This is a genomic window from Bradyrhizobium sp. WBOS07 (genome assembly GCF_024585165.1).
In the GTDB taxonomy this organism is placed as follows: Bacteria; Pseudomonadota; Alphaproteobacteria; order Rhizobiales; family Xanthobacteraceae; genus Bradyrhizobium; species Bradyrhizobium japonicum_B.
The window spans coordinates 403,928-429,795 of sequence record NZ_CP029008.1 but is presented as its reverse complement, the minus strand read 5'-3'; the positions used below and the strand labels follow the sequence as shown (position 1 = coordinate 429,795).

The 25,868-nt window shown below is 65.4% G+C and carries 25 protein-coding genes; 15 read left to right on the top strand and 10 right to left on the bottom strand.

Features of this window, described 5'->3' with window-relative positions; all coding sequences use genetic code 11:
- Positions 1 to 219: 219 nt before the first annotated feature.
- The gene (locus DCM79_RS01945) at positions 220 to 645 is read right to left on the bottom strand and encodes a PaaI family thioesterase (RefSeq protein ID WP_257180927.1); all 426 of its coding nucleotides are present in this window, start codon (positions 643 to 645) and stop codon (positions 220 to 222) included.
- A 63-nt stretch (positions 646 to 708) separates the two neighbouring features.
- Here DCM79_RS01945 and DCM79_RS01940 point away from each other — a divergent pair, with 63 nt between their 5' ends.
- A complete protein-coding gene (locus tag DCM79_RS01940) occupies positions 709 to 1,335 on the top strand; it encodes a CoA pyrophosphatase (protein ID WP_257178311.1) in 627 nt (208 codons plus the stop codon).
- Between the two features lie 55 nt (positions 1,336 to 1,390).
- Entirely contained in the window at positions 1,391 to 2,572 is a 1,182-nt protein-coding gene (locus DCM79_RS01935) for a hypothetical protein (RefSeq protein ID WP_257178310.1), read from the top strand.
- 121 nt (positions 2,573 to 2,693) lie between these two features.
- Here DCM79_RS01935 and DCM79_RS01930 read toward each other — a convergent pair whose 3' ends face one another.
- Entirely contained in the window at positions 2,694 to 3,011 is a 318-nt protein-coding gene (locus tag DCM79_RS01930; protein WP_257178308.1) for a hypothetical protein, read from the bottom strand.
- Positions 3,012 to 3,203: 192 nt separating this feature from the next.
- Here DCM79_RS01930 and DCM79_RS01925 point away from each other — a divergent pair, with 192 nt between their 5' ends.
- The 5 genes from DCM79_RS01925 (at position 3,204) to DCM79_RS01905 (ending at position 8,400) form a co-directional block, all read left to right on the top strand.
- Complete coding sequence (locus DCM79_RS01925) at positions 3,204 to 3,683, top strand: hypothetical protein (protein WP_257178306.1); 480 nt, start codon at positions 3,204 to 3,206, stop codon at positions 3,681 to 3,683.
- Between the two features lie 218 nt (positions 3,684 to 3,901).
- Positions 3,902 to 4,849, top strand: a complete 948-nt coding sequence (locus DCM79_RS01920) for a TAXI family TRAP transporter solute-binding subunit (protein WP_028138712.1) — start codon at positions 3,902 to 3,904, stop codon at positions 4,847 to 4,849.
- Positions 4,850 to 5,008: 159 nt separating this feature from the next.
- Positions 5,009 to 7,129, top strand: coding sequence for a TRAP transporter permease (locus DCM79_RS01915; protein WP_257178304.1), 2,121 nt, complete (start codon positions 5,009 to 5,011; stop codon positions 7,127 to 7,129).
- On the top strand, positions 7,090 to 7,503 hold the full coding sequence (locus DCM79_RS01910) for a DUF1850 domain-containing protein (protein ID WP_257178302.1): 414 nt from the start codon (positions 7,090 to 7,092) through the stop codon (positions 7,501 to 7,503). The genes DCM79_RS01915 and DCM79_RS01910 overlap by 40 nt, the downstream gene beginning before the upstream one ends.
- A 90-nt stretch (positions 7,504 to 7,593) precedes the next feature.
- A complete protein-coding gene (locus DCM79_RS01905; protein ID WP_257178300.1) occupies positions 7,594 to 8,400 on the top strand; it encodes an SDR family NAD(P)-dependent oxidoreductase in 807 nt (268 codons plus the stop codon).
- 60 nt (positions 8,401 to 8,460) lie between these two features.
- On the opposite strand, the gene DCM79_RS01900 is transcribed toward DCM79_RS01905, so the two are convergent.
- Both DCM79_RS01900 and DCM79_RS31815 read right to left on the bottom strand, forming a co-directional pair.
- The gene (locus DCM79_RS01900) at positions 8,461 to 9,231 is read right to left on the bottom strand and encodes a hypothetical protein (protein WP_257178298.1); all 771 of its coding nucleotides are present in this window, start codon (positions 9,229 to 9,231) and stop codon (positions 8,461 to 8,463) included.
- 200 nt (positions 9,232 to 9,431) lie between these two features.
- On the bottom strand, positions 9,432 to 9,602 hold the full coding sequence (locus DCM79_RS31815; protein WP_257178297.1) for a hypothetical protein: 171 nt from the start codon (positions 9,600 to 9,602) through the stop codon (positions 9,432 to 9,434).
- 77 nt (positions 9,603 to 9,679) lie between these two features.
- Between DCM79_RS31815 and DCM79_RS01890 the strand changes: the two genes are divergently transcribed.
- From DCM79_RS01890 to DCM79_RS01870, 5 genes are all read left to right on the top strand, one after another.
- Complete coding sequence (locus DCM79_RS01890) at positions 9,680 to 10,444, top strand: hypothetical protein (RefSeq protein ID WP_257178296.1); 765 nt, start codon at positions 9,680 to 9,682, stop codon at positions 10,442 to 10,444.
- A gap of 170 nt (positions 10,445 to 10,614) precedes the next feature.
- Complete coding sequence (locus tag DCM79_RS01885; protein WP_257178295.1) at positions 10,615 to 12,006, top strand: tetratricopeptide repeat protein; 1,392 nt, start codon at positions 10,615 to 10,617, stop codon at positions 12,004 to 12,006.
- 293 nt (positions 12,007 to 12,299) lie between these two features.
- The gene (locus DCM79_RS01880) at positions 12,300 to 14,204 is read left to right on the top strand and encodes a propionyl-CoA synthetase (RefSeq protein ID WP_257178294.1); all 1,905 of its coding nucleotides are present in this window, start codon (positions 12,300 to 12,302) and stop codon (positions 14,202 to 14,204) included.
- A gap of 232 nt (positions 14,205 to 14,436) precedes the next feature.
- Positions 14,437 to 14,706 (top strand): hypothetical protein, encoded by a 270-nt coding sequence (locus tag DCM79_RS01875; RefSeq protein ID WP_257178293.1) that lies wholly within the window; start codon positions 14,437 to 14,439, stop codon positions 14,704 to 14,706.
- 192 nt (positions 14,707 to 14,898) lie between these two features.
- Positions 14,899 to 15,645: an OmpW family protein gene (locus DCM79_RS01870; protein ID WP_373568100.1), complete on the top strand. Its 747-nt coding sequence runs from the start codon at positions 14,899 to 14,901 to the stop codon at positions 15,643 to 15,645.
- A gap of 87 nt (positions 15,646 to 15,732) precedes the next feature.
- On the opposite strand, the gene DCM79_RS01865 is transcribed toward DCM79_RS01870, so the two are convergent.
- Positions 15,733 to 16,428, bottom strand: coding sequence for a DUF1013 domain-containing protein (locus tag DCM79_RS01865; protein WP_028138702.1), 696 nt, complete (start codon positions 16,426 to 16,428; stop codon positions 15,733 to 15,735).
- 262 nt (positions 16,429 to 16,690) lie between these two features.
- Here DCM79_RS01865 and ispH point away from each other — a divergent pair, with 262 nt between their 5' ends.
- From ispH to rnhA, 3 genes are read left to right on the top strand one after another with little or no spacing between them, the layout of a single operon-like run.
- On the top strand, positions 16,691 to 17,659 hold the full coding sequence (ispH, locus tag DCM79_RS01860) for a 4-hydroxy-3-methylbut-2-enyl diphosphate reductase (RefSeq protein WP_257178292.1): 969 nt from the start codon (positions 16,691 to 16,693) through the stop codon (positions 17,657 to 17,659).
- A gap of 6 nt (positions 17,660 to 17,665) precedes the next feature.
- The gene (locus DCM79_RS01855; RefSeq protein WP_257178288.1) at positions 17,666 to 18,649 is read left to right on the top strand and encodes a homoserine kinase; all 984 of its coding nucleotides are present in this window, start codon (positions 17,666 to 17,668) and stop codon (positions 18,647 to 18,649) included.
- Entirely contained in the window at positions 18,646 to 19,110 is a 465-nt protein-coding gene (gene rnhA / locus DCM79_RS01850) for a ribonuclease HI (RefSeq protein WP_257178286.1), read from the top strand. The genes DCM79_RS01855 and rnhA overlap by 4 nt, the downstream gene beginning before the upstream one ends.
- 148 nt (positions 19,111 to 19,258) lie before the next feature.
- Here rnhA and DCM79_RS01845 read toward each other — a convergent pair whose 3' ends face one another.
- From DCM79_RS01845 to DCM79_RS01825, 5 genes are all read right to left on the bottom strand, one after another.
- Positions 19,259 to 19,744, bottom strand: a complete 486-nt coding sequence (locus DCM79_RS01845) for a peroxiredoxin (RefSeq protein ID WP_028138698.1) — start codon at positions 19,742 to 19,744, stop codon at positions 19,259 to 19,261.
- 108 nt (positions 19,745 to 19,852) lie between these two features.
- Positions 19,853 to 20,425, bottom strand: coding sequence for a DUF924 family protein (locus DCM79_RS01840; protein ID WP_257178284.1), 573 nt, complete (start codon positions 20,423 to 20,425; stop codon positions 19,853 to 19,855).
- 12 nt (positions 20,426 to 20,437) lie between these two features.
- Complete coding sequence (locus tag DCM79_RS01835; protein ID WP_257178283.1) at positions 20,438 to 22,123, bottom strand: long-chain fatty acid--CoA ligase; 1,686 nt, start codon at positions 22,121 to 22,123, stop codon at positions 20,438 to 20,440.
- 187 nt (positions 22,124 to 22,310) lie between these two features.
- A complete protein-coding gene (locus DCM79_RS01830; RefSeq protein WP_257178281.1) occupies positions 22,311 to 23,843 on the bottom strand; it encodes a D-alanyl-D-alanine carboxypeptidase family protein in 1,533 nt (510 codons plus the stop codon).
- A 189-nt stretch (positions 23,844 to 24,032) separates the two neighbouring features.
- Positions 24,033 to 25,829, bottom strand: a complete 1,797-nt coding sequence (locus tag DCM79_RS01825; protein WP_257178279.1) for a glucan ABC transporter ATP-binding protein/ permease — start codon at positions 25,827 to 25,829, stop codon at positions 24,033 to 24,035.
- Between the last annotated feature and the right edge of the window lie 39 nt (positions 25,830 to 25,868).

Genomic DNA, 25,868 nt, shown 5'->3' with positions numbered 1-25,868 from the left:
AGAAATGTGTCCGTGGAGGGATTCTGGATTGCTTCGCTGCGCTCGCAATGACGGCGGGCACGCTCATGCCGCATATTCGGTGTCATCGCCCGACTTGATCGGGCGATCCAGTATTCCAGAGACGGTTGTGATGGAGCCGAGAAGCCGCAGCGTACTGGGTCGCCCGGTCAAGCCGGGCGACGACAGCGGTGGGTGTGGTTAGCACAGCCTAACGCGAGCCTACCCCGGTCCCTTCAGAATCTTGAACACGCCGTTCGCCATCACGATGCAGCGGTCGTCGACCGTCACCTCGGTGCTCATGAAGATCAGGCTGCGCGTCGAGCGCACCACGCGCGGGCGCGAGATCAGGATGTCGCCGATCTGGCCGGCCTCGACGAAATGGGTGTCGAGCTGCACCGTCGCCATGAACTCCTTGCCGGAGACGTAGCGGGCGGTCATGCCGCAGGTGCGGTCGGCGAAAGTCATCATCACGCCGCCCTGGACCATGCCGCGGCGGTTGTGGTGCTTGTCCTCGGTCGCGAGCGCGAACTCGTATTGGCTGTCGACCTTGCGCTCCCACAAGGGGCCGACCAGGTGCATGAAGCCGGTGGTCTCGAGGATGCTCCAGCCCTCTGATTTCAGCCTTGCCGCGGCCTTGTTGGTCATCTCGTCCATTCCTGTGCTTGCATCCTCGTTTCATCGAGGCGGGACGTGGTGTAGTCAAGCACCATGAGACCTTTCGGCGATGCCACCCGGCGGAATATCGCAGAGGCCTGCGCGTCCTTCGCGCGGCTGCCCGACGAGGCCATGCCGTCGGCGTTGAAGCGCGCCGCGGTGGTGCTGGCGCTGACCGAATCCAGCGACGGTGGCGACACCGCCTTCCTGCTCACCAAGCGTGCCTCACACCTGCGCGCGCATCGTGGCCAATGGGCGCTGCCCGGCGGACGCTGCGATGCCGGCGAGACGCCGGTCGAGGCGGCGCTGCGCGAGCTCGACGAGGAGCTCGCGCTCAAGCTTCCGGCCGAGGCGGTGCTCGGCCTGCTCGACGATTATCCGACCCGCTCCGGCTATCTGATCACGCCGGTCGTGGTTTGGGCAGTCGACAGTGCCGCGATCATTCCGAATCCGGACGAGGTAGCCTCCGTCCATCGCATCGCACTCGACACGATCGAACGCGACGAGGCCTTCGATTTCACGGCGATTCCCGAAAGCACGCGCCGCGTGATCCGGTTCCATCACCAGATGAGCCTGATCCACGCGCCGACGGCGGCGCTGATCTACCAGTTCCGCGAGGTGCTGGCGGGGCGGCACACCCGCGTCACCGAGCTGGAACAGCCGGTGTTCGCATGGAAGTGACATGGTAAACGGCGCGTTAACGTGACGGTTACCGGATGCCTGCTAAGAGGGCGGCATGCATCGATCGATTCGAAACACATTGGCGCTGGTTCCACTTGCGCTTGTCCTGATCGCACCGTCCGTCCGCGGCGCCAACGCCCAGCTGCTGTCGCAATTCTTTGCGCAAGGCGCCGGGGCTTCGCCGGCCGTGCTCGAATATCGCCGCAAGCTCGCCGAATATCAGGCCGCGCGCGCGGCCTTCGACGCCGAGGCAAGCGCCTATTGGAGCCAGATCTCGGAGAAGCGAAAAGGGCGCAATGCCAAGCGGCGCAGCGGGCAGCAGGTGACGCTCGACGATTACGTGCTGCAGCATCCGCCGCTCTACAATGGTCCGAAGAAGCCGGTGAATCCGGAGCCGGAGGAAACGCCGGAGCGGCCGCCCCGCAAGCCCATTCCCGTGGTCGCCGATTTCCTGCGCGCGGCGCAGGAGCTCTACCAGTTCACGCCGCAGCGCCCGTCCAGCGAGGCCGAGTTCAAGCGCGCCTATGCGCGCTACGCGCTCGCCTCCGGGCTGACGCGCGAGCAGGCCGTGCGGGTCTACGCCTTCGAGACCGGCGGCACAGGCAGCCACGACGTGCAGGCGGGAATCGAGCATGGCGGCAAGCGCGCGATCTCGACCGCGATGGGGTACAACCAGCTCCTGACCACCAACAGCGTCGAGCTGCTGGCGGAGCAGGGACACGAAATCATTCGCGCGTTGTCCGAGAAGGTGGCGCGGACGTCAGGGCCGGCGCGGCATGCGCTCGAGCACAAGCTCGCTGTCCTGAAGAAAATGGTGGCGCACGCCAAATCGGTGCCCGACACCTGGTCGGAGCACGAGAAGATGGGCAGCACTCCCCAAGGCTGGGCCATGCATGCGATGGTGCTCGACATCGATATCGGGCCGATGCTGCAGACCCACAAGCTGCTGACGTCGGTGCATTTCGCCCGGGCCAAGGGACACACGCGCCCGCTCTCCGCGGCTGAGCTCGAGATGATGAACCTCACCGGCGACGGCACCGGGCTCGATATGGTGACGATGCCGCAGGCCATGCGCGAGCAGGTGCCGACCTCGAACTTCTTCCAGCGCGGCGGCTATGAGCGCAATCCGGTCGCGATCCGCCACAACACGGTGGCCAAGCTGCTGGCGGTGACGGACGATCGGATGGACGTGAACAGCGGCAAGCCCGGCGCCAGGGAATTGGCGGCGGCGTTTTAAACGCTGGCGAGCTGTCGTAGGGTGGGCAAAGCGAAGCGTGCCCACCACCTTCGATGCGGTGACAGATGGTGGGCACGGCGCGCGAAGTGCGCGCCTTTGCCCACCCTACGGCACCTTGCCCCTACTGATCCGGCCCGAACTTGAACTTGCCGTCGCCTTCGAGGTAGGGGCCGCTGCGCATGTAGAGCTGGCCGTTCTGGCCGATGAAGAACAGCGTGCCCTTCGGCACCTTCTTGGCGCCCTTCAGCAGCTCGCCGGCATTGCTGGTGCCCATCTTGTAGGAATAGGTCTTGCCGTCCCTGTCATACGCATAGCCCATGTCGGGCTTGAGCTCCCAGGGCGTTGCCGTCGATTGCGCGCATGCGGGCGCGGCGAGCGCGCCGAGCAGCGCTACCAAGGCGCCCGAAACAAGTGCAAGTGTCTTCGTTGAAAACGCCATGTCCCATCCTCCCCGTCGTGGGCATCAATCTTGAACAAATCACGAACAATGTATCCAGGTCAATTTGCGAAAGCGCCGCAGCGCATCACGTCTTGTCCCGCAGTTTGTGATTTTCCCTCCGTCCCCTCGCGACTATGTTCCGCTTTCCGTCTAGAACGCAACTCGACAAAATTTTCGATAGGGATGATTCGGATGCGCCATGTGATCAAACTTTGCTGGGCTGCTGCATTGTCGTTGACGGCGCTGGCGCCGGCCGCCCGGGCCGATGATTACCAGCTCAGCCACAACCAGCGCATTTCGTGCAGCCGCGGCCTTGCCCCGGGCAAGCTGAACACGGCGACATGCAAATCCTACACCTATCTCTTCAACACCAAGACCTCGGAATATTTCCGCTGCCAGGTCTCGCTGGCGCTGACCCGCGACAACAAGGAAGTCATCAACGTCCAGACCGACGGCGGCTGCATCAAGAAGCCGCGCATCTTCGAGACCGACGGCAAGTATGATTTCGATGCGACCGAGACCGAGCCGCCGAACACCAACTCGTTCTTCGGGCCCGGCGGCTATTCGGCCTGGGCCGCCGACGTCGGCGCGCAGAAGGTGCGCGGCTGCATCACCATCTCCTCCGGCCTCGGCTCCGACATTTCGAAGTGCCTGGACATGACGTTCCAGTAGAGTGCCAGCGACGGTGTGCTCCCTCCTCGCTTGCGGGGGAGGGCTGGGAAAAGGCTGTCTCCGCATTGGGACAATCCCTGGAGGAAAATCCCCGCAACCGCCGGGTTCCCGAAAAATCAAGCCGGATCTTTACCGCACGCCTGTTTTGTCTTTTGGATGGGTTGACCCGCATGCCTCATCCAGCCAATTTCGCGACTGGTTTGGGGAGAACAACAACCATGAAACGGACCATTTTCGGCGTTGCCGCGGCTCTTGCTCTGGCGGCGTCGGCACCTTGCGCGCAGGCGCAATCCTTCATCAACGTGCTGACCGGGGGCACCTCCGGCGTGTATTATCCGCTCGGCGTCGCGATCGGAAAGATCTACGGCGACAAGATCCCGAACGTGAAGACGCAGGTGCAGGCCACCAAGGCGTCGGTCGAGAACCTGATCCTGCTGCAGCAGGGTCGCGGCGAGCTGGCTTTCACGCTGGGCGACTCGCTGAAAGCCGCCTGGAACGGCGAGGAGGAAGCCGGCTTCAAGACCAAGCTCGACAAGCTCCGCACCATCGGCGCGATCTATCCGAACTACATCCAGATCGTCGCGACCGCCGACAGCGGCATCAAGACGCTGGCCGACCTCAAGGGCAAGAGCCTCTCTGTCGGTGCGCCGAAGTCGGGCACGGAGCTGAATTCGCGCGCGATCCTGGCGGCGGCCGGCATGAGCTACAAGGATCTCGGCAAGGTCGAGTATCTGCCGTTCGCCGAATCCGTCGATCTGATGAAGAACCGGCAGCTCAACGCGACGCTGCAATCGGCCGGGCTTGGCGTCGCCTCGCTGAAGGACCTGTCGACCTCGAGCCCGATCACGGTGGTGTCGGTGCCGAAGGAGACGGTCGACAAGATCGGCCCGCCCTTCGTCTCCGCGATCATTCCGGCCAACACCTATACCGGCCAGGACAAGGACGTGCCGACGGCGGCGGTGATCAACTATCTCGTCACCAGCTCCGCCGTGTCGGACGATCTCGCTTATCAGATGACCAAGCTGGTCTACGAATCGCTGCCAGAGCTCGTGAACGCGCACGCCGCCGGCAAGGAGATCAAGCTCGAGACGGCGGCCAGCGGCAGCCCGGTTCCGCTGCACCCCGGCGCGATCCGCTATTACAAGGAAAAAGGGCTGATCAAGTAATCAGGTCTCGGTATCGGACGGCATGGCCGGGCTTGTCCCGGCCATCCACGTTCTTAGGCTGGGCGAGAAAGCTCGTGGATGGCCGGGACAAGCCCGGGCATGACGGTCTGGAGACGCTGTGCAATGTTATAAGCGCTGGACGGTTGGGGACGGATTGAAATGCTGGAAAAGGCAGAGGGCACGGCGACGGCGCCCGAGAAGGTCAAGGTCGAGTTCGACAATTTCGAGCATGGCTTTCCGGAAGGCTTCGGCCCGCGCGGCTGGGGCGCGCTCGCCTATTGGATCGGCATCGCCTTCGCAATCTTCCAGCTCTATGTCGCCGCCTTCAACTATCTGCCGAGCCAGGTGGTGCGCGGCGTCCATGTCGGCTTCCTCGTTCTGCTCACGTTCGGCCTGATCGCCAACTTCACGGCGAGGAGCAATGCCGGCCGCGCGTTCGGCTGGGTGATCGGCGGTGCCGGCTTCCTCTGCGGGCTCTACCAATGGATCTTCTACGCCGACCTGATCGCGCGCGACGGCGACCCGACGCGGCTCGATCTCGTGGTCGGCACGCTGCTGGCGGTGCTGATCTTCGAGGGCACGCGGCGCCTGATGGGTCCGGCGCTGCCGCTGATGTGCGGCGCCTGCCTCGTCTACTGGTTCTTCGGCCAATATCTGCCCTCGCCGCTCAACCATCGCGGCTACGGCTTCGACCAGATCGTCACGCACCTGTCGTTCGGCACCGAAGGCTTCTACGGCGTGCCGATCTACGTCTCGGCCACCTACATCTTCCTGTTCATCCTGTTCGGCTCGTTCCTGGAGCGCGCCGGCATGATCCAGCTGTTCACCGACGTCTCGCTCGGCCTGTTCGGCCGCACCCGCGGCGGCCCGGCCAAGGTCGCGGTGTTCGCCTCAGGGATGATGGGCACGATCTCAGGCTCGGGCGTCGCCAACGTCGTCACCGTCGGCCAGTTCACCATCCCCTTGATGATCAGGTTCGGCTACCGCCGTGCCTTCGCCGCCGGCGTCGAGGCCACGGCTTCGATGGGCGGGCAGATCATGCCGCCGGTGATGGGTGCGGTCGCCTTCATCATGGCCGAGACGCTCGGCGTGCAATATTCGGAGATCGTCAAGGCGGCCGCGATCCCGGCGATGCTCTATTTCGCGTCCGCGTTCTGGATGGTGCATCTGGAGGCCGGCAAGCACGGCCTCGTCGGCATGAAGCGCTCGGAGATTCCGAGCGCGTGGAAGGCGCTGGTGACGCGCTGGTATCTCGTGCTGCCGCTCGCAGCCCTGATCTACATGCTGTTCGAGGGCTTCACGCCGCTCTATGCCGGCAGCATGGGCCTGGCGCTGACCGTGGCGCTGATCCTTGGCACCAGCATCACCGCCGGCGTCTCGGCAACAATCATCCGCTACATCTTCTGGATCGGGCTCGCGCTCGTCGTCGCCGCGCTGTCGCGTGACGGCCTCCAGATTGCGCCGGTGGCGAGCGTGGTCGTCGGATTGATCGTGATCACCGCCTTCGTCCGCGGCGGCTTTGCGGCGCTGCGTTCCTGCCGCGACGCACTGGCCGAGAGCGCCAAATCCGCCATCACCGTCGGCATGGCCTGCGCCATCGTCGGCGTCATCATCGGCATGATGTCGCAGACCGGCGTCGGTACCATCTTCGGCGGCTGGGTGATCGGGCTCGGCGAGAAGAGCCTGTTCCTGGCGCTGATCATGACCATGCTGTTGTCGATCCTGCTCGGCACCGGCATCCCGACCATCCCGACCTACATCATCACCGCCGCGCTCGCCGCGCCGGCCCTTGCCAAGCTGGGAGTGCCGCTGATCGCGAGCCACATGTTCGCGTTCTATTACGGCATCATGGCCGACCTCTCGCCGCCGGTGGCGCTGGCTGCGCTCGCGGCAGCCCCGATCGCCAAGGAGAACCCGGACAAGATCGGCTGGGAGGCGATGCGCATCGCGCTCGCCGGCTACGTCATCCCCTTCATCTTCGTCTATTCTCCCGCGTTGATGCTGCAAGGTGGCGATCCCATGGCAGCCCAGCTCGGCTTCTACGGTGCGGTGGCGCTGGCGGCCTTGAAGGCACTGGTGGCGATCGGCCTGTTCGGCATGGCCGCGATCGGCTTCCTGTTCACGCGGCTGACGCTCATCGAGCGTCTGGTCGCGCTCGGTGCGGCGTTCTGCCTGCTCGGCGAATTCCCGTTCAGCGATACCGCCGGCTTCGTGCTCGCCGCGGCGCTCGCACTGTGGCAATGGCGGCAGCGTCCGCCGGCGCCGGTCGAGGCGGTGTGAGCCTCTGCTTCGCCACGGCGTTGGGCGTGAAGGCGCTGGCGCTGTCCGCCTTTACGCTGGTCTGGACGCATTCGGTCGCGAAGGTCGACTGGCAGGAGGATTGGCGCGTCACCGCCGCCGGCCTCGAGCTGGTGCAGGCCCGCGTCAAGGGCACCGGCCCCGGCATGGAGCCGCCGCCGGAGGCACGGCTGGTCGACGGCTGGTTTCAGTGGCAGCCGAAGCGCGCCGCCATGCAACAGGTCGTGCTCGGCAATTCCGGCGCGGCCGGAGAATGGCGGCTGTGCCATGACGGACAATGCCGGACATTGTCGGAGATTGTCGGGCATCCCATTGGTGCTAACGTGACCACGATGAAGGTCTGCGACAACCCGTAGCCCGCATGAGCGGAGCGACGTGCGGGACAATGGTCCCCGGATGTCGCCGCGCTCATCCGGGCTACAAGAACAACAAACGGGAGACATGCGATGGATCGGCTCAAGGGCAAAGTTGCGATGGTGGTGGGGGCCGGCTCGATCGGGCCCGGCTGGGGTAACGGCAAGGCCACCGCGGTGACCTTCGCGCGCGAGGGCGCCCAGGTGTTCTGCATCGACCGCAACGGCGCTGCGGCCGAGGAGACCGCGAAGATCATCACCGGCGAGGGCGGCAAGGCGACGGCGTTCACCGCCGACGTGTCCCGCGCGAGCGAGATCGAGGCGATGGTCGCGGCGTGCTTGAAGGCCTATGGCCGCATCGACGTGCTCGACAACAATGTCGGCATCGCCGAGATGGGCAGCGTGGTCGAGGTCACCGAGGAAAGCTGGGACCGCGTCTTCAGCGTCAATCTCAAGAGCGCCTATTTCGCCATGAAGCACGTCATTCCCGTGATGGTGAAGCAGGGCGGCGGCTCGATCATCAACATCTCCTCGATCGCCTCGATCCGCCACATGGGCATTTCCTACGTCACCTACGGCACCTCGAAGGCGGCGATGAACCAGATGACGCGCACCACCGCGATCGAGTTCGCGCGCCACCATGTGCGCGTCAATGCGATCCTGCCTGGCCTGATGAAGACGCCGATGGTCGAGCATTCCGCAGGCCTCGCCGCCAGCTACGCCAAGGGCGACGTCGAGGCGATGTGGCGCGCCCGCGATGCGCAGGTGCCGATGGGGCACATGGGCGATGCCTTCGACGTCGCCAATGCGGCCCTGTTCCTGGCGTCGGACGAGTCGAAATACGTGACGGGGATCGAGCTCGTGGTCGATGGCGGCATCACCTGCAAGGCGGGCGCGTAGCCTCAAACTCCGCTGTCGTCCCGGGGCGCGCAAAGCGCGAACCCGGGACGACACCGAGAGCTACTGCGCCAGCGCCAATATCCCGCCGGCGAACGAATGCCACGCCGCGCTCTCGCTGACCGGCCAGTTCAGCATCTTCACCGCCAGCAGCGCCACCGTGCCGTAGATATAGACCGGATGCACGCGGCCTTCGGCGCGCCAGTCGCGCACCATGGCGACGACGAGCAGGAGCGAGGCGACGACGGCCGGCGGGATCGTGACCGGCACCGGCGGCGGGCCGGGAGGGCCGGGAGGCGCCAGGAAGGTGAGGAACCAGCGCGCGATGGCGGCGTCGAGGATCGAGACCGCAGCAAGCAGCATCAGCCGCTTGTGAACCTCGGGCCTGCGCGTGTTCACGATCGCGAGCACGAACACGATCGCGAAGAACGCGATCCCGCTCATCGGCACGATCGAGAAACCGATGCCGGCCTCGCGCTGCCCGAGCGCGGCTGAATGCTGCATCACGTGCACGGAGGCGAGGAAGCCGAAGATCGTCATCGCGGTGGCGAGCGACACGCCGGCGATGCCGAGCGAGCGGTGATTGACCACACGCCCCGAGGCCGCGAGCCAGCTCTGCAGCACGAAATAGAGAGACCAGGTGAAGAACAAGAATCCGTGAAAATGAATCACGGGGCTTGCGGACAACGTCCGGTGCGCGAGCGGCACCCAATAGGTCGGCGCGAAACCGAGAAACGCGGTGGCCGCGCAGGCCAGGGACATATGCAGATAAAAGTATCGTGCGGGCGACGCATCACGCGCGCGCACACGACGGTCGTCGGTCAGGGTCGTCATCACGAGTGAGTCTGGGATGGTGGGGTTTGGTTCAACGTGGCCGTTCACCCTCCGCTGTCGTCCCGCACAAGCGTGAGCGCTCAGTTCTGCGCGATCGCAACGAGGTGTCGAATCCGGCGTCGAGCAGGACCGGTGCGACAAAAAGGCCAGCGCGAGGTTGCGCTCCAGCGTCCTGTTCGGACTGGACGGCACGAAGGCGATCAGCGCGCTGCCGACGGCGTGAAACGCCGGATAGGGGACTTGATCCGCCGCGTCAGCGCCGATAAGGCCAATGGCGCCGAGCAGAACGCGATGATCCGTTCGAATATCGACACGATGATGCCGGAACCGATGTGCGCGGTGCCACAAGCTAGCACCGATTCGGCCGTCATGGATTGTGCGGTCCCGAGGCAAGGCGTAAGGCAAGACCGAAGCAAGACCGAAAGCAAGATTTCCGACTGCAACGAGCATGCGCGTTCAGAAACTCATCCAATCGTCAGGTGCCGTGTTGCTCTGCGCGCTGTCGCTCGGCGCCGCCCAGGCTGCGACCGGCGGCGAGCCGGCTGCGGTGATCAAGATTGATGTCGAATCATGCCTCGCGGCGGCCGCGGCCGACGAGATGGACAGGGCCGCCACGGCCTGCGCCGCCGTGATCGACAATGAGAAGACTGCCAAGGAGGACCTGATCAAGGTGCTGGTCGCGCGCGCGGCGCTCTATGCGCGGCACGATCAGGTCGACCGCGCCATCGCCGACGACAGCCGCGTTCTCCTGCTCGATCCCACGCTTGCCGACATCTTCAATGCGCGTGGCGAGCTCTGGCTCAGGAAGGGCGACAGGCCGAGGGCGGTGCAGGATTTCGCCGCAGCCCTGAAGATCGATCCAAACCACGAGAAGGCCAAGGCCAATCACAAGGCGATGGCGCGCGAGCTCGAGCGCATCGGCGCGCAGATGGCCGTCGCCGGCAAGCCCAGCTTCAACTGCCGGAATGCGGTCCGGGCCGTGGAGAAGGCGATCTGTCGAAATCGCGAGCTGGCCGATCTCGACCGCGAGATTTTCGGGTCCAACGCGCGCGCGATCCGGGAGGCGCGCAACCCGGCGGATGCCAGGAAGCTTCAGCGCGAGCAGGACGAGTTCATCGCCCGCCGCAACGCGGCGTACGGCCGGCCGGGCTACGATTTGAAGAAGGCAATGCAGGAGCGGCTGCAACAGATCAACGGGGCGGACGGGTATTGAGGTCACGTCCGGCTTGTCCCGCCTGCGCGGCCGAAGCCGCTTCGGCGCGGCGAAGGCCCGGGGCATCCACGTTCTTCGTGCCGAGAGTAAGGCGTGGACAGACGCGAATTGAACCCATCCCGTGCCCGCCGCGACAATGGTGAAAACCTGACGTCACGGAGCAGACTGCCATGTGCGGCACGCATCATCCCGCGCAAGCGCTTTGGGTTGCCAAAAGTTCGTTTCGCGCCTTCTTCCTCAGCGCTGCCATGAGCCTCGTCCTCGCCGCGCCGGCCTCGGCCGGGACCGACTGCGTGATGGGCAGCAAGGCTGCTCCAGCGGAGCTGATGGCCGCTTGCGCGACCATCATCGACCAGGCCGCCAATCCCGCCTCCGATCGCGCCGCGGCTCTGCTGGTCCGCGCCGATGCCCATGCCCGGACTTCGGGCGGCCTCACCCAGGCCCTGCGGGACATCGACCGCGCCATTGCGCTCGACGGCAGGAATGCAAGGGCCTGGCGCCTGCGCGGCGACCTCCTGCGCGAGGCCGGCGGCGACCTCAACCGCGCCGCGGCCGACCTCAGCAAGGCGATCGAGCTCGACCCCGCAGACGCAGAGGCCTACGAGCTGCGCGGCGTCGTCTACACCAATCAGCGCCGGCTCGACCGCGCGCTCGCCGACTACGACCAGGCGATCAAGCTGAAGCCGGACTATGCGCAGGCCTGGTCCGACCGCGGCGTGGCCCACTATCTCGGCGGCGACAACGAGAAGGCGATCAAGAACTTCGACGAGGCCCTGCGGCTCGACCCCGACCGGCCCCGCACCTATACCAATCGTGGGGCGGCCTATAAGAAGCTCGGCCAGCTCGACAAGGCGGTCGCCGATGACGGCGAGGCGATCAGGCGCGATCCCAAGGTGCCGGAGTACTACGACAACCGCGGCCTGACCTATGCCGCGATGGGCGAGTACGACAAGGCCATTGCCGACTACGACCTCGCGATCCGGCGGGAGCCGCGCGCCAACTTCCTGACCAACCGCGGCGATTCCTATCAATTCAAGGGCGAGCTCGGGGCCGCGCTGAGCGACTACGAGGCCGCGCTGAAGCTCGATCCGAACTTCGCAAAGACCTACAACAACCGCGCCGTGCTCTACAAGAAGATGGGCGAGCGTAAGAAGGCGCTGGCGGACTACGAGATGGCGCTGAAGCTCGACCCCGGCAACGAGAACGCAGCGAATGGCCGCCGGGCCATGATTGCCGAGATCGCGAAATTCGGCGCGGCGTCCCCGGGCCCCATGCATGCGCGCTCGCCCGACGACCGCGGTCCGTCATTCGATTGCGCCACCGCAAAGCGCGAGGTCGAGCAAGTGATCTGCGCCGATCCGCAGCTTGGCGTGCTCGACCGCCAGATCGCCGAGGCCTACGCGCGTGTGCTGAAATCCGCAAGCAAACGCGCGGCGGATGGCCTGCGCAAGTCCCAGCGCGATTTCCTCGTCACGCGCGATGCGAGCTTCCGTCGCCCCGGCTATGACCTGAAGAAGGTCATGCAGGATCGCTTGCTGCGGCTGAACGCGATGGAGAGCTAGCCTGTCTTCGCCTTTCCCCGCGGGGAGAGGCCGGAATTTGCGGGCAAATTCCGGGTGAGGGGGAGTCTCCACGAGTCCAGCTCTCACCGTGACTGTGGATGCAGCCCCTCACTCCGACCCTCTCCCCGTAAGAACGGGGAGAGGGAGAAATGACCCATCCTTTTCAGCTTGAACCGCGGCCCGTTCCCGGGAAAATGGCCCTCAAACAAGGCCGGCATTGATCCTGGTCATGGCGGGGCGTCGATCCTGCCACGAGGTTCGGGGCCAGGCGATAAAGGGAACGGGAGCGCGCAATGAACGGTAAAAGTCGTTATCACGAGGTCTATGCGCGCTCGCTCGCCGACCCCGAAGGCTTCTGGGCCGAGGCCGCCAAAGACATCGACTGGATCGAGCCGCCCAGGAAGATCTTCGACCCCGGCCAGGGAACCTACGGCCGCTGGTTCACCGGCGGTGTCGTCAATACCTGCTACAATGCGCTCGACCGCCATGTCGCGGGCGGCCGCGCCGACCAAGTCGCGCTGATCCACGATTCGCCGCTGACCGGCAGCGTCACCAGATTGACCTATGCCGAGCTGCTGAGCGAGGTGCAGGCGCTCGCCGCCATCATGCAGGATTTCGGCGTCACCAAGGGCGATCGTGTCATCCTCTACATGCCGATGGTGCCGGAGGCCGTGGTCGCGATGCTCGCCTGCGCGCGGATCGGGGCGGTGCATTCCGTGGTGTTCGGCGGCTTCGCCGCGAAGGAGCTCGCCACCCGCATCGACGACGCGCAGCCGAAGCTCATTCTCTCCGCAAGCTGCGGCATCGAGCCCGGCCGCATCGTGCAGTACAAGCCGCTGCTCGACGAGGCGATCAAGCTTGCCGGCAGCAAGCCGAAAGCCTGCATCGTGCTGCAACGTCCACAGCTCACCTGCGATCTGACGCCGGGCCGGGACTACGATTGGGCGAGCCTGCGCCGCAAGGCGCTGAACGAGGGCAAGAAGGCGCCTTGCGTGCCCGTTGCGGCGACCGATCCGCTCTACATCCTCTACACCTCGGGCACCACGGGCATCCCGAAGGGCGTCGTGCGCGACAATGGCGGCCATCTCGTCGCGGTGAAATGGTCGATGTTCAACCTCTATGGCGTCAAGCCGGGCGAGGTGTGGTGGTGCGGCTCCGACATCGGCTGGGTGGTCGGCCACAGCTACATCGTCTACGGCCCGCTGCTGCACGGCGCGACCACGATCATGTACGAGGGCAAGCCGGTCGGCACGCCCGACGCCGGCGCGTTCTGGCGCGTGATCTCAGAGCACAAGGCGGTTGCGTTCTTCACCGCGCCGACCGCGTTCCGCGCGATCCGGAAGGAGGATCCGGAAGGAAAGTTCATCCGGCAATACGACCTCTCGAAATTCCGCACGCTCTTTTTGGCCGGAGAGCGCGCCGATCCGCCGACGGTCGAATGGGCGGAAGCGCAGCTGAAGGTGCCGGTGATCGACCATTGGTGGCAGACCGAGACCGGCTGGTGCATCGCCGGCAATCCGGTCGGGCTCGGCATGCTGCCGGTGAAGCACGGCTCGCCCACGGTGCCGATGCCGGGCTACCAGGTCGACGTGGTCGACGAGGCGGCCAAGCCCGTGGGGCCCAACACGATGGGCTCGATCGTCATCAAGCTGCCGATGCCGCCGGGCTGTTTGCCGACGCTGTGGAATCAGGATGCGCGCTTCAAGGAAGCGTATTTGAGCGAATTCCCCGGCTATTACAAAACCTCGGATGCCGGCTACAAGGACGAGGACGGCTACGTCTTCGTCATGGGCCGCACCGACGACATCATCAACGTCGCCGGCCATCGGCTCTCCACCGGCGGCATGGAGGAGATCCTGGCCTCGCATCCCGATGTCGCCGAATGCGCCGTGCTCGGCGTCAAGGACGCGATCAAGGGCGAGGTGCCCTGCGGCTTCCTGGTGCTAAAGGCCGGCGTGAAGCGCGCACCGGCCGAGATCGAGAAGGAGATCATTGCGCTGGTGCGCGACAAGCTCGGCCCGGTCGCCGCCTTCAAGCTCGCGATCACCGTCGGCCGCCTGCCCAAGACGCGCTCCGGCAAGATTCTGCGCGGCACCATCAAGAAGATCGCCGACGGCGACTCCTGGACCATGCCGGCGACCATCGAGGATCCCAAGGCGCTCGACGAGATCGGGGAGGCGCTGAAGGGGCGGGTGTGAGGTTTGCTCTGACAGTCGTGCCAGTAAGGCGCGAGGCCGTCTCTCCAACCGCAACTTTCATCACCCGCGGAAGCGGATCCAGTACGCTGCGGCGATTGTGTGAGCCAATGACCGCCGCGGCGTACTGGATTCCCCGCCTGCGCGGGGAATGACAGCGTGCGTGGGACGGCGTCCGGGGACTTACATTCTCCTCATTCCCGGCTAAACAGGGGCGGTCAACAAGGGACCCTCGATGCCACTCGCCGCCGCGCCACGCCTGCTGACCGTCTTGGCTCTCGCCGTCGTTCTCTCCGCCTGCTCCGCGCGCTACCAGAATGCGGTGGCTGTGGGCGGCGACGATGACGACGCGGTGTGCCAGGGCCGCGGCTATGCGCAGGGTTCGCCGGAATACGTGACCTGCCGCAAGGACCGCGACGTCCAGCGCAACGCCGCCACCGCGCGCGCCGACCGTCGCCAGCGCGACCTCGGCGAATACATGCTGAACCATCCCGAGCGGCCCTGACGCGGGATGCGGCACCATGTTGCCGCCTGGCGCGTCTCGCCTTCGTGCATTTCGTGACACATCTGCAACGCCGTGGCCAAATCGTGGCGGCCTTCGCCTGAATTGATCGGGATCAAATCCTCCAGCGGCCCCTTTCTGCTCTGACGCTCATGTCGCGCAACGATGCGCGGGAAATGGCTGAAGGGGATTGAAATGCAGAGAACGACAAGAAACCTGGCGCGGCTTGCGACTTTTGGCGCGATGCTCGTGGGCACGTTTGCATCGGTGCAGGCCGCCGATTTGCCGGTTTACAAGAAGGCGCCGCCGCCGGTGGAGGCATTCAATCCGTGGATGATTCGCCTGCGCGTGCTCGGCGTGCTGCCGGATGGCGGCGGCTCGACCGTCAATGTGGCGGGCGTGCCCTCGCTGTCCTCGCCGAACTCCGGGCTCTCGATCAGCGACCAGGTCGTCCCCGAACTCGACATCAGCTATTTCTTCACCAAGAACATCGCGGCCGAATTGATCCTGGGCGTGACCCGGCACTCGATCACCGGCACCGGCTCGCTCGCGAGCCTGCCGATCGGCAAGACCACGCTGCTGCCGCCGACGCTGACGCTGCAATATCACTTCGACCAGTTCGGCGCGTTCAAGCCGTATGTCGGCGCCGGCGTGAACTACACCGTGTTCTTCAATAATTCGGCGGCCAATGCGCCCGCTGCCATCGCCGGTCCGCCCGCGATCGTCGCCACCACTACCAACCTGCACGTCAGCAACGCCTGGGGCGGCGCCGTCCAGTTCGGCTTCGACTACATGATCGACCGGCACTGGGGCCTCAACGTCGACGTCAAGAAGCTCTGGCTGCGCCCGGATTTCAGCGCGACCGTCTCCGGCCTGCCGGTCACCGGCACCGCGCATATCGATCCGTGGCTGGTCGGCGCCGGCGTGACGTACAAGTTCTGATCCGACGCCCAGCTCGGGCGCAAAAACAAAAGCGCGGCAGGTTTCCCTGCCGCGCTTTTGCGTTTGCAGCGAGCGAGAAGAGAGGACCTACTCCTCCTCGTCGTCCTGCTTCTTGCCGCCGAGCGTCTTCAGCTTGGCGAATACGGCATCGACGTTGAGGTCGTCGCTGGACTTCTCCGCGGACTCGTATTCGTCCTTGCGGGTGGTCTCTGAGGCCGGCAGCAGCGTAGCGCCGCCATAGGCTGCGTCGATCGGCTTTTCCTTCGCGGCGCGCTGCACCTCGAAATCGAGCTCGATCTGCGAGCAGAGGCCGAGGGTGACAGGATCGATCGGGGTGAGCTGCGACGTGTTCCAGTGGGTGCGGTCACGGACGCTAGCAATGGTGCTCTTGGTGGTGCCGACCAGACGCATAATCTGGGCGTCCTTGAGCTCGGGATGGCTGCGCAGCAGCCAGAGGATGGCGCTCGGACGCTCGTGGCGGCGCGACACCGGGGTGTAGCGCGGGCCCTTGCGCTTGGGCTGCGGCGGCAGCACCACCTTGCTCTCCTGGAGGCGGAGCCGGTAATCCGGGTTCTTCTCGCCCTTCTCGATCTCCTCGCGGGTGAGCTGGCCGTTGGAGAGGGGATCCATGCCCTTGATGCCCTGGGCCGCATCGCCGTCGGCGATCGCGCGCACCTCGAGGGGATGCATTTTGGTGAAATCGGCGACCTGGTCGAAGGTCAGCGCGGTGTTGTCGAGCAGCCAGACGGCGGTCGCCTTGGGCATCAGAGGTGCGTTGCTCATGGCAAATCTCCTTTGTGCTTCGCCCACCCCTCTGGAGGCGAAACCGGTGGTCATCAGCGATGACAGGGAATTCGGGCTATATAAGCCGGGAGGGGGTGGACACGCAATGGTTCTGCTATAGATAGTGCCTTGACAGCCCCCGGAAGGGGGCCCCAATTCGTTTGAACCGCCGTCCGGTTCAAGCCGACCCTTTTAAGCCTATCCACCCATCGACCGCCCCCGCCAGAAGGCGAAACGGGTGATTCGGTCCCGAGATCGCTCAATGTCAGCCAAACCAGACCTCAAGATCGTGCTTTGTTCTCCCCGCGGCTTCTGTGCCGGGGTGGTCCGGGCGATCGACACCGTGGAACGGGCGCTCGATAAATATGGCGCCCCCGTCTATGTTCGCCACGAGATTGTGCACAACAAATACGTCGTCGACGGGTTGAAGAAGAAGGGCGCCATCTTCGTCGAGGAGCTCGCCGAAATCCCGGAGAATACGTCCGCGCCGGTGGTGTTCTCGGCCCATGGCGTGCCGAAATCGGTTCCGGCCGACGCCCAATCCCGCAATCTGTTCTCGCTGGATGCGACCTGCCCGCTGGTGACCAAGGTCCATCGCGAGGCCGCGATCCATTTCAAGCGGGGCCGCGAGATCTTCCTGATCGGCCATTCCCATCACCCCGAGGTGGTCGGCACGCTCGGCCAGCTTCCGGCCGGCGCCGTGACCCTGATCGAGACCGCCGAGGACGCCAAGACCATCGCGCCGAAGGATCCCAACAACCTCGCCTTCGTGACCCAGACCACGCTGTCGATCGACGACACCGCGGAGATCGTGGCGCTCTTGAAGGAGCGCTTCCCCAACATCAACGGCCCGCACAAGGAAGACATCTGCTACGCCACCACCAACCGCCAGCTCGCGGTGAAGAAGGTGGCGCCGGTGGTGGACGCGCTCATCGTCGTCGGTGCCCCCAATTCGTCGAACTCGCAGCGCCTGCGCGAGGTCGCCGAGCGCGAGGGCTGCAAGATCGCGGTGCTGGCGCAGCGTGCCGCGGACATCGACTGGGACAAGTTCGGCAATCTCACGAGCCTCGGAATCACCGCGGGCGCCTCCGCGCCTGAGGTGATCGTCGAGGAGATCATGGACGCCTTCGCCGAGCGCTACACGCTGCATGTGGAGACGGTCTCGGCCGCGGAAGAGAACGAGTTCTTCCCGCTGCCGCGTCAGGTACGTCCCGAAGCTGCCGCCGAGTAGACCTTGATGGCGGTCTATACCGACGTCGCCGCCGACGAGCTTGCGGATTTCCTGAAGCAGTATGAGCTCGGCGAATTGCTCTCCTACAAGGGCATCGCCGAGGGCGTCGAGAACACCAACTTCCTGCTGCATACCAGTCAGGGGTCGTTCATCCTCACGCTCTACGAGAAGCGCGTGGCAAAGAACGATCTGCCGTTCTTCCTCGCGTTGATGACGCATCTGGCCGAGCACGGCGTCAACTGCCCGCTCCCGGTGAAGGGGCGCGACGGCGAGGCGCTGCGGGAGCTGTCGGGGCGGCCTGCGGCCATCATCACCTTTCTCGAAGGCATGTGGCCGCGCAAGCCGAGCGTGGCGCATTGTGCCGGGGTGGGCGAGGGGCTGGCGAAGATGCATCTGGCCGGGGCGAACTTCGGGATCAGGCGCGCCAACGCGCTGTCGGTCTCCGGCTGGCGGCCGCTGTTCGATGCGGCCTCACACCGCGCCGACGAGGTGCAGCCGGGCCTGCGCGCCTTCCTCGCGGCCGAGCTCGATCATCTCTCGAGCGGAATCTGGCCGACCGATCTGCCGGAAGGCGTGATCCACGCCGACCTCTTCAACGACAACGTCTTCTTCCTCGGCGACAAGCTGTCCGGGATCATCGACTTCACCTTCGCCTGCAACGACATGCTGGCCTACGACGTCGCGATCTGCCTCAACGCCTGGTGCTTCGAGCCGGACCATTCCTTCAACGTCACCAAGGCGAGGGCCTTCCTCAACGCCTATGGCCGGGTGCGAAAGCTCTCCGAGGCGGAGGAGGCCGCGCTGCCGCTGCTGGCGCGCGGAGCGGCGATCCGCTTCCTGCTGACGCGGCTGGTCGACTGGCTCAACGTGCCGCCCGGTGCGCTGGTGAAGCCGAAGGATCCGCTGGAATATGTCCGCAAGCTGCGCTTTCACCAGGGCGTCGGCAGCGTGCGCGACTACGGGCTGATGCCCTCGGGGCTGGTGGCGTGAGCGAGCGTCCGAATGTCACGATCTATACCGACGGCGCCTGCTCGGGAAATCCCGGGCCGGGCGGCTGGGGCGCGATCCTGAGGTTCGGCGACAAGGAAAAAGAGCTGAACGGCGGCCAGCCGCACACCACCAACAACCAGATGGAGCTGATGGCGGCGATCTCGGCGCTCGAAGCGCTGAAGAAGCCGTGCATCGTCGATCTCTACACCGACAGCCAGTACGTCCGGCAGGGCATCACCGGCTGGATCTTCGGCTGGAAGCGCAACGGCTGGCGCACCGCCGACAAGAAGCCGGTGAAGAATGTCGAGCTATGGCAGCGCCTCGACGCCGCGCTGAAGCAGCACGAGATCCGCTGGCACTGGGTCAAGGGCCACGCCGGCCACCCCGAGAACGAGCGCGCCGATCAGCTCGCCCGAGACGGCATCGTGAAGGCGCGGTTGCAGCAGCGGGTGCGGGAGTAGGCTGTCATCGCCTCACCCTCAACTGTCATCGCCCGCGAAGGCGGGCGATCCAGTATTCCAGAGGCGGGGGTGATTGAGCCGAGAGGCCGCGGCGTACTGGATGCCCCGGTCAAGCCGGGGCATGACAGCGTCTGTTGTCGCGACGCGCTTACAGCTGCCCGAGCAGCGTATCGCCGCCGGAGACCTCGACCTTGCCGGGCATCGCTTCGAGGTTCAGCTTCTTGACCACGCCGTCCTCGACCAGCATCGAATAGCGCTTGGAGCGGATGCCGAGGCCGTTGGCGGAAGCGTCGAGCTCCATGCCGATCGCCTTGGTGAAGTCGGCGTTGCCGTCGGCGAGGAAGGTGGCCTCGTCGCGCTGGTCCGTGTCCCGCTTCCAGGCGTTCATGACGAAGGCGTCGTTGACGGAGACGATCGCGATGCTGTCGACGCCCTTGTCCTTCATGGCATAGGCGTTGAGGAAGATGCTCGGCAGATGCATCTTGTGGCAGGTGCCGGTGTAGGCGCCGGGCACGGCGAACAGCGCCACCTTCTTGCCCTTGAAGATATCGTCGGTGGTCTTCACCTGCGGGCCTTCCGCGGTCATCACGCGGAATTTCGCCTCGGGCAGCTTATCGCCAATCTGGATCGCCATGGTCAGTCTCCCTGAAAATCGGTCCCGCTTTTTAGACCGTGCGGGGAAGCTGCACAATATTGCCGGCGGTGAAAGCGGCGTAGGCGGCGGTCCTTCACCTCGATGTCATCAGCCGGCAAAACCGCCACTGTCGAGGAAGGCCTGCTCTTCCGCCGTGGACGAACGCCCGAGGACGCGGTTGCGGTGAGGGAAGCGGCCGAAGCGGCGGATGATGTCGGCATGCTCCCGGGCGTATTTCAGGTTCTCGGCATTGTCGGCCTTGTCAGCATTGCCGGCGCCTTGGAACAGCGCGACGCAATGCAGCTGGTCGGGCAGGTGCTCCGAATGCATGAAGGGCAGATAGAGGAATTCGCGCAGGATCGGATCGACCCTGGCATCGACACCCCGGTCGATGGCGCGGCGGGCGACCTCGCGCGCCAGCGCGTCGCTGGCAAAGGCCTCGGGCGTGCCGCGAAACATGTTGCGGGGAAATTGGTCGAGCACGATGACGAGCGCAAGGGCGCCTGCGTCACTGTCTTCCCATGATGCCAGTTCGCCGGCGGCCGCCTTCTGCCACAGCGCAAGAAAGCGGCGCCGGATCTCCGCGTCGAAAGCGTCGTCGCGCTCGTACCAGCGCTCACGGCCGGCTTCGCGCCAGAAGGCAAGAAGGCCTGATGGCGCGATGTCACCGACGTCGGTCATCAGCGGAGCAGCTTACGCCGCCTCGGCCTTCTTCTCGTCGCGCAGCTGCCGCCGCAGGATCTTGCCGACATTGGTCTTGGGCAGGTCGGTGCGGAATTCGATCTGCTTGGGCACCTTGTAGCCGGTGAGCTGCTCTTGACAGAACTTGATCACCGCCTCGGCGGTGAGGTTGGGATCCTTCTTCACCACGAAAGCCTTCACCGCTTCGCCCGACTTGGAATCGGGGATGCCGATCACGGCACATTCGAGCACGCCCGGATGGCCCGCGATCACTTCCTCGACCTCGTTCGGATAGACGTTGAAGCCGGAGACCAGGATCATGTCCTTCTTGCGGTCGACGATCTTGGTGTAGCCCTTCTCGTCCATGATGCCGATGTCACCGGTGCGGAAATAGCCGTCCGCGGTCATCACCTTGGCGGTCTCCTCCGGCCTGTTCCAGTAGCCCGACATCACCTGCGGACCCTTGGCGCAGATCTCGCCGGCCTGCCCGAGCGGGACCTCGTTGCCGTCGTCGTCGCGGATCGAGATCCAGGTCGACGGCACCGGGATGCCGATCGATCCCGTGAATTCGGTTGCCGTTGCCGGATTGCAGGTCAGCGTCGGCGACGTCTCCGACAGGCCGTATCCCTCGGCGATGAAGCAGCCGGTGACCGCCTTCCATTGATCGGCCACGGGACGCTGCACCGCCATGCCGCCGCCGTTGGAGATCTTCAGCTTGGAGAAGTCGAGCTTCTTGAAGTCGGGATGGTGCATAAGGCCGTTGTAGAGCGTGTTGACGGCCGGGAAGCTGTTGACCTGGTATTTCGCCAGCTCCTTGATGAAGCCGGGGATGTCGCGCGGGTTGGGGATCAGCAGATTGCAGCCGCCGGCGCGCACCGCGAGCAGGTAGCAGGCCGTCAGCGCGAAGATGTGATAGAGCGGTAGCGCGCAGACGATCATGAGCTGATCGACATGCGGCGGCGCGGCCAGCGCCGGCTGCAGCCAGGCATCGTTCTGCAGCACGTTGGCGACAATGTTGCGATGGAGCAGGGTGGCGCCCTTGGACAGGCCGGTCGTGCCGCCGGTATATTGCAGGAAGGCGACGTCGCCCGGCGAGAGCTTGGGCTTGCTGAAGGTCATGCCGCGGCCGGCGGACAGCGCGTCGTTGAAGGAGACCGAGCCCGGCAGCGACCACGCCGGCACCATCTTCTTGACGCGGCGAACGACCAGGTTGACGATCACGCCCTTGAAGCCGAGCAGGTCGCCCATGCTGGCGACGATGACATGCTTCACCGCCGTCCTGGCGATCACCTGCTCGACGGTGTGGGCGAAATTCTCCAGCACGATGATGGCTTCGGCGCCGGAATCCTTGAGCTGGTGCTCGAGCTCACGCGGGGTGTAGAGCGGGTTGACGTTGACGACAGCGAAGCCGGCCCGCAGCACCGCAGCGGTTGCGACCGGATATTGCAGCACGTTCGGCATCATGAGGGCGACGCGGGCGCCACGCTGCAGTCCGCGGCCCTGCAGATAGGCCGCGAGCGCGACCGACATCTGGTCGAGGTCGCGGTAGCTGATCGACTTGTCCATGCAGATGAACGCCTTGCGGTCGGCGAACTTGGTGAAGCTCTCCTCCAGCAGGTCGACCAGCGATGCGTATTGAGTCGGCTCGATATCGGCGGGCACGCCGGGCGGATATTGCTTGAGCCAGATGCGCTCCATGGAAACTCCCCTCATTGACCAGAGCCCGTTGTGTCTCGGGCTTGCCGCATTGCCGCCAGTATCGAGCCTGCCGGAACCGGTGGCAAGCCGTCGACGCTTAGGGCAAAGGTCGGGAAGTGGCTACTGGAATCGTCGCGAACGGCTGTCGCAGGTGCGAAGCCGGGCCGGATCGGCCCGGGGTTCGCCGTTAACTGTTGTTGGCCGGCTTGGCCGCGGGCTTGGTCGCGGCCTTGGGCTTGGCGGGCTTCGGATCACCGCCGGCCGCAGGCTTCTCGGCGGGTTTAGCCGCCGCATCAGGCTTGGCGGCATCAGGCTTGGCGGCAGCATGCTTGGGCGCTGCCGGCTTCGCCGCAGGCTTGGGGTCGCTCTTTATGTCGCTCTTTGCGTTGTTCCCACCGTTGTTCTTGACCCCAGCCGGCTTGGCATCCGGCTTCGCCGCCGCGGTCTTGGTGTCCTTGCTGGTGTCCTTGGCCGCGTCTTTCGGCTTCTCGGCCGCATCCGGCTTCTTGGCTACGCGCGACTTCTTGCCACGCGGCTTGGAGGACGCCGCCTGCTGGTCGGCATCGGCCGCGACCGCCGCGATCAGGGCGGTGCCGGTGCGGGTCGGGCCGGTGTAGACCAGCACGGGCTCGGTCGGCGCCGGCGCCGAGGCCATCAGCTCGGAGGCCTTCATCAGGGGCGGCTGCAGGCCGGCGGTGAAGAAGGTCACCTGGGCTTCGCCGCCGGTCGCGGACGCCGATCCGGTGGCGCCGCCATTGGCGGCAATCAGCGCATCGTCGTCGTCGCTGGCCGGCCGCTTGCGGTGGGGCCCGCACATCTCGTCGCGCAGGTTCGGCGGCGAGGCGTCGACCGGCACGAGGTTATCGACCGTGCCGAGCGAGGGGCGAAGCCATGTCAGAGTGTCCTGGCTGAAGCCGCGCTCCAGCAGCTGCGCGGCCTTCACCGCGCGCGCGGTGCCGGAGCTCGCGCCCAGCACCACCGCGATCAGCCGGCGGCCGTTGCGCGTGGCCGAGGCGACGAGATTGTAGCCGGAGGCGCAGATGAAGCCGGTCTTGAACCCGTCGGCGCCGGGATAGCGGCCGATCAGCTTGTTGAAATTACCGGTAACGCGCTTGCCGAAGCGGATCGCCGGGATGTGCACGAAATATTCGTATTCCGGCAGGTCGCGCAGGAACGCGCGCGCGAGAATGCCGAGGTCGCGCGCCGACGTGATCTGGCCTTCGGCGGGCAGGCCGTTCGGATTGACGTAGCTGGTCTGCGTCATGCCGAGCTTCCTCGCGGTGTCGTTCATGATCGCGGAGAAGCCGTCGACCGAACCGCCGACACCTTCGGCGAGCACCACGGCCATGTCGTTCGCCGACTTGACCATCACCATCTTCAGCGCGTTGTCGACGGTGAGCTGCGTTCCCGGACGGAACCCCATCTTCGAGGGCGATTGCGAGGCAGCGACCGGCGAAACCGTGAGCAGCGTGTCGAGCGTCAGTCGGCCTTCCTTGACCGCCTTCAGCGTCACATAGGCGGTCATGATCTTGGTGACGGAGGCCGGATACCAGGGAATGGTCGCGTTGTCCGCCTGCAGCACCTTGCCGCTGTCGGCCTCGATCAGCAGCAGCGCTTCGGCGCTCGCCCCGCGCGGCGGCGCTAGCAACGCGGCACATGCGAGACTCGCAGCGAACAGGTTGAACAAGGATTTGCGAAGCAGCGGGCGTAGGGCGTGCACTATCCGATTCCGGTCCTTGGAGGCCCGCCGGTTCCCGGCGGCTCTCGTGATCTGATTGTCGGTTCTGAAATCCAGCGCCGCCGCTTGCGGCGCAGCGAACCTATACCGGCTGATGCGTCGAGAATAGGGGGCCGGGTGCGGTATTCCGCAATGAAATAGGCCGAATTTCGACGGCGCTGTGGGGACTTGCTAGGGGGATTTGACGGCCGTCGCGGCAACCTCAGAGGCCGTCACGCTGGCCCGTGCGTTTTCCTGCACCATGAACTGAGCCCTGGCGAGCTCGGCAAAATGGCCGCCTTTGGCCACGAGTTCATCGAAAGTTCCGCTTTCGGTCACGCGGCCGTTCTCGAACACCAGGATCCGCGTGGCGTTGCGGATGGTGGAGAGGCGATGGGCGATTACGAAGGTGGTCCGGCCCTTCATCACTTCGTCGAGAGCGGCATTCACCTTGGCCTCGGTGACGGCGTCGAGCGCCGAGGTGGCTTCGTCCAGGATCAGGATCGGCGGGTCCTTCAGCAGCGCGCGGGCGATCGACAGGCGTTGCCGCTCGCCGCCGGACAGCATGCGGCCGCGCTCGCCGGCATTTGTCTCGAAGCCGCCGCTGCGCTCGATGAACTCGAGCGCCTGCGCGCGCGCCGCCGCCTGGCGCATCTCGGCCTCGGTCGCATCCGGCTTGCCGACGCGCAAATTCTCCGCGATCGACCGGTTGAACAGCAGCGCTTCCTGGAACACGACGCCGATGTTCCGCCGCAGCGAGGTCAGCGTCACGCCGCGCACGTCCATGCCGTCGATCTTGATGACGCCGGATTGCGGGTCGAAGGCGCGATGCAAGAGCGCGATCGCGGTCGATTTGCCGGCGCCGGTCGGGCCGACCAGCGCGATGGTCTGGCCGGGCAGCGCGGTGAAGGTGAGATCCTCGATCGCCGGCCGCTTGCCGTCATAGGAGAAGGTGACGTCGTTGAACTCGACGAGGCCGGACAGCCTGCCGGCGTCGATCGCGTCGGACCGGTCGCGCACGGCGGGCACGGCGTCGAGCACATTGAAGAACTCGCGCAGGCGCGGGGCTTCCATGAACACGTTGTTGATGAAGCTCACGACCTGTTCCAGCTTCTGGATCAGCATCGTCGCGAAGCTCACGAACATCACGATCTCGCCGACCGAGGTCAGTCCCTGGGCGTGCAGCGCGATGCCGAACGTGAAGATCGCCAGCACCGTGATGGTGGTGGAGGCGCGCGTGATGACGGTGACCAGCGCCCACCACGACAGCACCGGCATCTGGGCTTCGAGCAATTGATCGGCGACGGAGCGCAGCCCCTTCACCTCGGCCTCGACGCGGACGAAGCTCTGCACCAGCGCGACGTTGCCGAGCGCGTCGGAGGCCCGCGCCGAGAGCTCGCTATATTGCTCCTCGACCTCCATCTGCATGCCGAAGGTCTTGCGCACCACGAAAGTCGTCAGTGCGGTGAAGACGATGCAGAGCACGAACAGCAGGATGGCGAGCCGCCAGTTCAGGTAGAGCGACAGCGGCAGCAGCACCACGACCGAGAGGATCGCGGCAAAATGCTCGCGGAAGAAGCCGAGCCACAGCCGCCACAAGGCGTCGGTGCCGTTGAGCATCACCTTCATCAGCCGGCCCGAATGAGTGCCGGAGTGGAAGGTCAGCGGCAGTTGCAGGATGTGCTCGAAATAGTCGGTCAGCACCGCCTGGCGCTGGCGGTGCGAGAGCCGGTCGGCTTGCAAGGCCACGATCGCGCTGCACAGGATGGTGAAGAGCCCGAACGCGACCCAGGCGGCCAGGAACGGCCAGGCCGAGTTCGAGCCGGCCACGGTCTTGCCGGAGAGCACGTCGACGATCCGGCCGAACAGCACGGGTTCGGCGAATTGCGAGCCCGCCAGCAGGAGATTGGCGACCGCGAGCAGCCAGCCCAGCCGCGCCTCGCTGCCGAGCAATTCGAGAACGCGGGTATAGAGACGGAGGATGGACATGCGGATGACGAAGCTCGAGCGGACGACGGAGCCCGTATT